The sequence below is a fragment of the Thalassolituus sp. UBA2590 genome (assembly GCF_002339775.1).
Classification (GTDB): Bacteria; Pseudomonadota; Gammaproteobacteria; order Pseudomonadales; family Oceanobacteraceae; genus Thalassolituus.
On record NZ_DDKU01000008.1, the window covers coordinates 1 to 7,428 of the forward strand.

Genomic DNA, 7,428 nt, shown 5'->3' on the forward strand with positions numbered 1-7,428 from the left:
CTGTTTAATCCGGTGTCCCGAGTATTCAGCTCCAGCGATGGCAGCCCGGTGAACGGTGTCAGCGTCACTCTGATGAATGCAGATACCGGACTACCAGCAACTGACAAGGTATTCTACGAAGACGGTGTAACGCCCTACCCCGTTACGGTTGTCAGCGGTCCGGCTAACGGTGTTCAGGCCAGCGCTGTTACTCCGGAATTTGCTCCGGGACAATTCTGGTTCCCATACGTTGAGGACGGTAACTACTTCCTCGAAATAGAGGGGCCGGCCACCTTCCGTGTGCCATCAGACATCGACGATGAGACCCTGCGCGGAACACTCAATGGCCCATTTGATGTTACAGGCATTTCACGCGGCGAAACGTTCAGCGTTAACAATCAGGTATTCCGCACAGATATCGGTGCTGACCCGCTGGATAACAGCCTGCTGCTGAGCAAACAGTCTGACTACAATGAAGCCGGCATTGGCGACAGCCTCAAGTTCACCATTAACCTCGTTAACAACGAAGTTGATGCCAGCGACGTCGTTCTTGTCGACCAGCTGCCTGCCGGTCTTCGCTATATGGAAGGTTCTGCCCGCCTGAATAACGAGAAAGTCGACTTCGACCTCAGTCGTGACGGTCGCACCCTGACCCTGCCCATTGCCACCATCGAGGCCTTCGAGCGACTGCAACTGACCTACGTTGCACAGGTTACGACCTTAGCCAAAGGTGAAGTGGTTAACCGGGTATCACTGAATGACGATGTACTGGTCGCAAACGATGCCAGCGCCAAGGTCATTATCCGCGATGAATTCTTCAAAGATACGGCTCGCCTGTTCGGTCGTATTTACCTTGATGATTGTGAAGGCAACCAGGCCTCGGTAGACGGTGTCCCGGATATCCGCCTGTTTATGGAAGACGGCACCTATGTCGTGTCAGATGAAAATGGCGAATGGCACATCGAAGACGTCACTCCGGGCACCCACGTTGTGCAGATGGACACGGCCACAATTCCTCCATACATGGAGTTGATGGAGTGCCCGCAGCGCGGCTTCCACGCTGGTCGCAGCTACAGCCAGTTCGTTGATGTGCAGCCAGGTAGCTTCTGGCGCGTTGATTTCTTCCTGAAAATGCGTGAACCCGAAGTCGGCGAAATTCGCCAACAACTTGACCACGCCCTGCTGCCATTCACGGCGGAAGAAATGAGTGAGCGTCCCTACGCTTCACCAGTGGATCATAAGGTCCGTTACCGCTTTACGCTGGATGGCAATGGCCTGCCACTGCAGAACGTGACGGGTATGATCTCTCTGCCAGAAGGTCTGGTCTACGAAACGGGATCAAGCACACTGGATGGCCGGGCAATTGAAGACCCGACAGTCACTTACGGCAATCTCGTTTACCGTCTGAACGACAAACCTGAAAAATGGCAGAACGTCATTGAGTTCAATGCGTACAGCAGCGACCGGGCGCCGATGGGTGAACTTGTCACCCGAGCCGTTACACGATTCCAGGCTGACGGCCAGTCACCGCAACAGATTCAGCCGGTCAGCACGTCGATTAAGCTGGTACTGCCGCCGAAAGAAGAAAACGTAAAACCCGTTGTTCCACCTAAGTTTGCCAACTTCTCGGATATTCTGACGGAAGAAGACAAGCTGAACCTGGTCAACGTCATTGAAGCACTGGACGGTCTCGGCAACCTCGAACTCAAGGTGATTGGCCATACCGACAGCTCACGAATTTCCAGTCGCGTGCAGCATATCTTCGCCAATAACCAGGTGCTGTCTGAAGCGCGTGCTGACTCGGTCGCGGATTTCCTCGCCAATGAACTGGGTATTTCACGCTCACAAATCATCGCTGAGGGGCGAGGGCCTAATGAACCTGTTGCTTCAAACCGAACCGCCGAAGGCCGCGCACAGAACCGACGTGTTGAGGTGAAGGTCCTCAACGCTGATGCAGTGGTTGATCTGGCGAGTGCTGGCAGTGATGTTCAGGTCGCTAAAGTACAATCCCTGATTCCCGGCCTGACCGGATTAATGGCCACAGCGGCGGGTAATCCGGCACGCCTGCCGTCCGAAATGGCCATCCCTGAGTATGACGAGAACTGGTTCCGTACCGCCCCGGATGAAGCTCAGTGGATCTGGCCACCACTTGATCGCAGCCCATCAATCAGCTCAACTAAGATTGCGGTATCTCATTCCAAGAAACAACGCGCTACGCTGACCTTAAACGGCAAGCCAGTGAGTGCTCTGAACTTTGACGGTAACACCAGCAGTAAAACCCGTGACCTGGTGATCAGCCAGTGGCGTGGTGTAGACCTGATGTCTGGCCCTAACCATTTTGAAGTAACGGTAATGGACACCGCCGGCCGTGTGGTGAAACGCATCAAGAAAACCGTGCACTTTGCCGAAGCGCCAGCCAAGGCCGAGTTTATAAAAGACGAAAGTATGCTGGTCGCCGACGGTATTAATCCGCCTGTCGTGGCTGTGCGTCTGACGGACAAAGAAGGCTTCCCGATTCGCGCTAACGTTCAGGGTCAGGTCGAAATCCTTGAGCCATACACTCTCTATAGTGAACAGCGCGAACAGGAAATCAGCCCGCTGACCGACATGCAGAAACCTGCGTATCAGGTTGGTCAGGATGGTATTGCACATATTCGTCTGGCCCCGACTTTCCGCTCGGGAGAGGTGGTCATGCGCTTCAAGCACAGCAATGGTCAGACCGACGAAATCCGCGCCTGGCTGAAGCCAAAAGAGCGTGAATGGATCTTTGTGGGTCTGGGTGATCTGGCCGTCGGCTATAACGCCAATGGTGGCAACAGTGACTCAATGAAAGCCGCCGGGGTTGATGACAACATTTACCACGACGGGCGTCTGGCCTTCTTCGCTCAGGGTCAGGTTCTGGGCGAGTGGCTGGTCACTGCAGCGTACGACTCGGGCAAAGAAGACGCCGAGCCTTTCGCGCGCCTCATTGAGCCAGACCGGTATTACACCCTCTACGGTGACGCCAGCCAGCAGCAACTCGATGCCAGCTCAGCCCGTAAACTGTATGTCCGGGTTGAAAAAGAGCGTTTCTACACAGTATTTGGTGATATCGACACCAACCTGACCGTCACGGAGCTTGGCCGCTACAGTCGTAAACTGACCGGTATCCAGACCGTGTATCAGGGCGACATTGCTGAATTCTCCGGTTTCGTCAGCCAGACGGATCAGGGCTTTATGCGTGAGGAGATTCAGGGGGATGGTACTTCTGGTCTGTATCGCCTGAAAAATCAGCAGCTGGTACTCAACAGCGAGCAGGTTCGCCTGATCGTCCGTGACCGTTACCGCAGTGAGAACATTCTGTCGACCACCACCCTGACCCGTAACGTCGATTACGTAATCGATTACTCTGACGGCACGCTCTACTTCAAAGGGCCAGTCGCCAGCACCGATGACAGCTTTAACCCTCAGTACATCGTTGTCGAATACGAAGTCGAATCAGACGGAGACCTGGGCTACATCGCCGGTGGTCGCGCAGGCGTAAAGCTGCTTGACGATAAGGTTCGTGCCGGCGTGACGACGATTACGCAGAACCAGAGCGGAGACGACCGTCATCTGCGCGCTGCTGACGCGACGCTCAAACTCGGTAAAACCGAAGTCAAAGCCGAGATTGCTCAATCTGAAGAAGTGGTTTCCGGTAACACTGATACTGCGAACGCTCATCTGGTTGAAGTCTCTCACCGCGACGATAAATTTGATGCCCGTGCGTATATCCGCGAACAGGAAGATGGCTTTGGTCTGGACCAGACATCCGTCGGCGAAAATGACTTCCGCAAAGAAGGTATCGAAGGTAACTGGTACATCAATGATGATAACCGCCTGCAGGTCATGACCTTCCACCGTCTGGGTCTGACCACAGGCTTCGATAGCTATCAGGCTCAGACCGACTGGATTCACCGCCTGAGCGACAACCAACAGGTTTCTTTGGGCTTGATTGCAGCTCAGCAGGAGAGTCTGGATAACACCTTGTATACCGATCAGCTGAGCCTGGGCTATAGCCAGCGCGTCCTGAATAATAGACTGACCCTGAGCAGCCAGCTTCTGACAAATATCTCTGAACGCTCAGATGCTTACGATCGTATGCTGCTTGGCGCTGATTACCAGATTTCACGCAATTACAGTATTTTCGCCGAGCACGAAACCGGGTTCAGCGATGATGCGCCGGAGCGTTCTATTATGGGTATTCGCGCGACGCCTTGGGCCGGCGCACGCGCAGAACAAAGCATTGAACAGGTTGAAGTCGATGATAACTACCGTCTCTTTGCTGTATCTGGCTTAACTCAGGACTTCCTACTCAACGATAATTGGAGCCTGAGCGCTGGCTTTGAGCAATCCAAAGACCTTGAGAACAGCGTGCCGGTGGAAGATGCCACCACAGAAAACTTCCACGCAGTCCACGCAGGCTCGGCGTTCAGAACCGAGCAGTGGCAGTGGAACAACCGCCTCGAATACCGCAACGGCACGACCCTCGATAAGTGGGTAGCACGCAGTAATCTGTATCATCCGCTGAACGATGCGCTGGCGGCGGGCGGCAGCGTCGACTGGTTCAATGAATCAGGCACTGAGTACTACGCAAACCAACTCGACCTGCGTTTTGATCTGGCCCTGCGCCCTCGCGTAAACCCGTATGCATTGCTGTGGCAGACGCGCTGGGTTCAGGACACCATCGGCGGTATCGGTGCCCCTGACCGTACCCGCAAACTGATTAACAATGCGCACCTGAACTGGATGATTACCGGCCGCGATCAGCTCGCTGGGCAATATGGCATCAAGCGTGTTCTTAACCAATACGATGGCGATAATTACGCCTCGACCACCGATTTCATGGCCGCAGAATGGCGCCACCACCTGACAGACCGCTGGGATGTCGGTGCCCATGGTCGCCGTCTACACGCCTACGAAGCAGGCCAGGTAAGCCACGGCGCAGGCCTCTCCGTTGGCTTTATTCCAGCCACTAACACCTGGGTTGGCGTGGGCTATAACTTCACGGGCTTCATCGACAGCGACTTCTCTGCCGCGAACTTCACCGCACAGGGTGTCTACCTGAAACTGCGCTTCAAAGCCGACCAGGATTCTCTGGCAGCCATGCGCGCCGCCTTCCGTTAATACGCCTCACACCCGTCAGGGACTTCAATGGGTGTGACGCAGGTCTCATAAGACACCTCTAATCAGGCCATCTTTTCTGTTTTAATAGCCGCATGCGTAAACAGCTACAGGAAAGATGATGACGCCGCGTGACCGCCTGATTGATGAACATGGACAACCTCTTTTTGGGCGCTTTGACACCCCTGTCAGCGATATAAATTTTCGCGACTACAAGCTGCGCACCCCGATGGGAAAGCCAATCCTGCCGAAAAAGCGCGACCAGCACTTTAATCAGTTCCAGTTTGTTTCTATTTCTGCAGATCCTTTGTTCATCGGTCTGGCTATTGTGCGCCTTCGTTTCGCCAGTCATGCCTTTCTGTATTTGTATGATCAGTCAGCAGAACGCTGGAAAGAATATCGGTTCACGCGCCCCTTCCGTCGTGGACTTCGTTTCGGGCAGCAACCTAATCAGGACATCGTCAGCTTCGTAAAAGGCCGCAACCGACTGACCATAAAAGCCAGTAACCGACCCGGCGTGCGACAGGTGCGCGTCAGTATGGCCGATGGCACCAGTATTCGGGCCAGTATCGATGAGAGCACGCATTACCTCCCGATGTCGGTCTGTACCCGCACCGGCTTCAGTGGCTGGACATATACCCAGAAAAGCAATGCTCGGGTGTGTCAGGGTGAAGTGCAGTGGCAAGGTCGCACCTATAATCTCGAATCACTTCGGGCACTGGCCGGTGTCGACTGGACAGGTGGCTACATGCGCCATGAAACCAGCTGGAACTGGGCCAGTATTTCCGGGCGCCTGAACGATCAACGTAAGATCGGGCTGAACCTGTCTGCTGGCGTGAACGAAACTGGCTTCAGTGAAAATACGCTATGGATAGATGGGGTACCGACGGTCATGCCCGGCGTCCATTTTCAGTTTAACCGAGAAGATACAGACTCTGGCTGGTCAGTCACATCACACGACAACAGCGTACGTCTCCACTTCGATCCGGTAGTGAATTATCACGATCACACGAACGCCCTCATCGCCGCCAGTAACTTCCGCCAGTACCTGGGCAGATACAGCGGTGAGATCGACCTTCCCCACGAGACCATCCATATCGACAATCTCTGGGGACTGGCCGAAGACCATTACGCGCGCTGGTAATGATCTTTGCTTGTTCTATCTGGCTTTGTGGCTTTGTTATTCGCCGCTGACCTGCTCTGAGATAGTCACCTGAATGGCCTCAGAGCCTCTGGTCGGAACATTAAAGACCTGCCCCTGCCAGTCTCCCGCCTGAGCCATTGGCTGGCCGGATAGAGAAACTCGGGCAGTAATGGTCACCTCATCAACGTCACCAATACTGGCGCCTGCTGCCATCGCCATCGAGTTATCCAACACGACCGTGGTCGGCAACTGGGAAACCACAAGACGCTGAACTGCGAGTGGCATCGGCGGCCCATCCAGCTTACGCGCCAGAACAAATACGGTTGCGTTTACAGGTACCTGCTGACGAACGTCGTCTGACAGCGCAACAGTCACTTCAACTCGCGCAGGGACCATCCAGCTCAGGTCAACACGAGTGCCCTGCTCTTCCAGCACTTCAGCAGCGCGGCCAATACCATTAGCAATGGTGCGGGCTTCCATACTGCCTTCCGGCAACTGTATCCAGAGAGCCTTCCAGTGTTCGATGGCTTGCTGATAATTACCCAGTTCATAAGCCATGATTCCGGCCAAACCCAGCGGTTTACGCTGGCCTGGCGCCAGTGCCAGCGCTTCTTTCAGGGTATTGTAGAGCTCGTCCGTAGCCTGCTGGCCGGTCGAGAAGAAGCGCGCCTGAACCATTGAGGTCATGATGGCCGCCCGGTCCTGCACCTGTTCATCCGGAAGCTTGGTCAGTAGATTTTCGTAAGCTTCTGCCGCTTCGGCAAAGCGTGCTTCTGCTTCCAGTAGCCGCCCTCTCAGAAACGCCCACTCCAGATTCTCGGGGTCGCGCGCGCCCGCAGAATCAAGTCGCTTCTCCAGTTCTTTGTATTCAGTTTCAGATAACTCTGACGTTGCCGAGTATTCCAGTAATTGCGTGGCCCGGACTTCGTTCCCGGCACCCCAGCTCATGTACAGCGAGTAAGTCGCTGCAAGAGACAGAAGAATCAGAAATGATGTAAAGGCAAAGCGCGCAGCCTTACCCGGCCCGGTGTGAAATCCTGCCGCTTTATCCGCAGCAGCCAGCAGCTCCCGGTCCAGCTCAAGCATCATCGCCTTACGGTCGTCTTCACTGATGTCCATCGCCTCCACATCAGCTACCCGCTCTTTATAGAGCCTCAGGTTTT

At 54.7% G+C, this 7,428-nt stretch carries 3 protein-coding genes; 2 read left to right on the forward strand and 1 reads right to left on the reverse strand.

The features are described from left to right. The first annotated feature begins 12 nt into the window (after positions 1 to 12). A complete protein-coding gene (locus B2067_RS00740; protein WP_301387187.1) occupies positions 13 to 5,124 on the forward strand; it encodes an OmpA family protein in 5,112 nt (1,703 codons plus the stop codon). A gap of 118 nt (positions 5,125 to 5,242) precedes the next feature. After that, a complete protein-coding gene (locus tag B2067_RS00745) occupies positions 5,243 to 6,265 on the forward strand; it encodes a DUF2804 domain-containing protein (protein WP_301378143.1) in 1,023 nt (340 codons plus the stop codon). Between the two features lie 36 nt (positions 6,266 to 6,301). On the opposite strand, the gene B2067_RS00750 is transcribed toward B2067_RS00745, so the two are convergent. Beyond that, on the reverse strand, positions 6,302 to 7,428 hold a 1,127-nt coding region (locus B2067_RS00750), incomplete at its 5' end, for a tetratricopeptide repeat protein (RefSeq protein ID WP_301387188.1).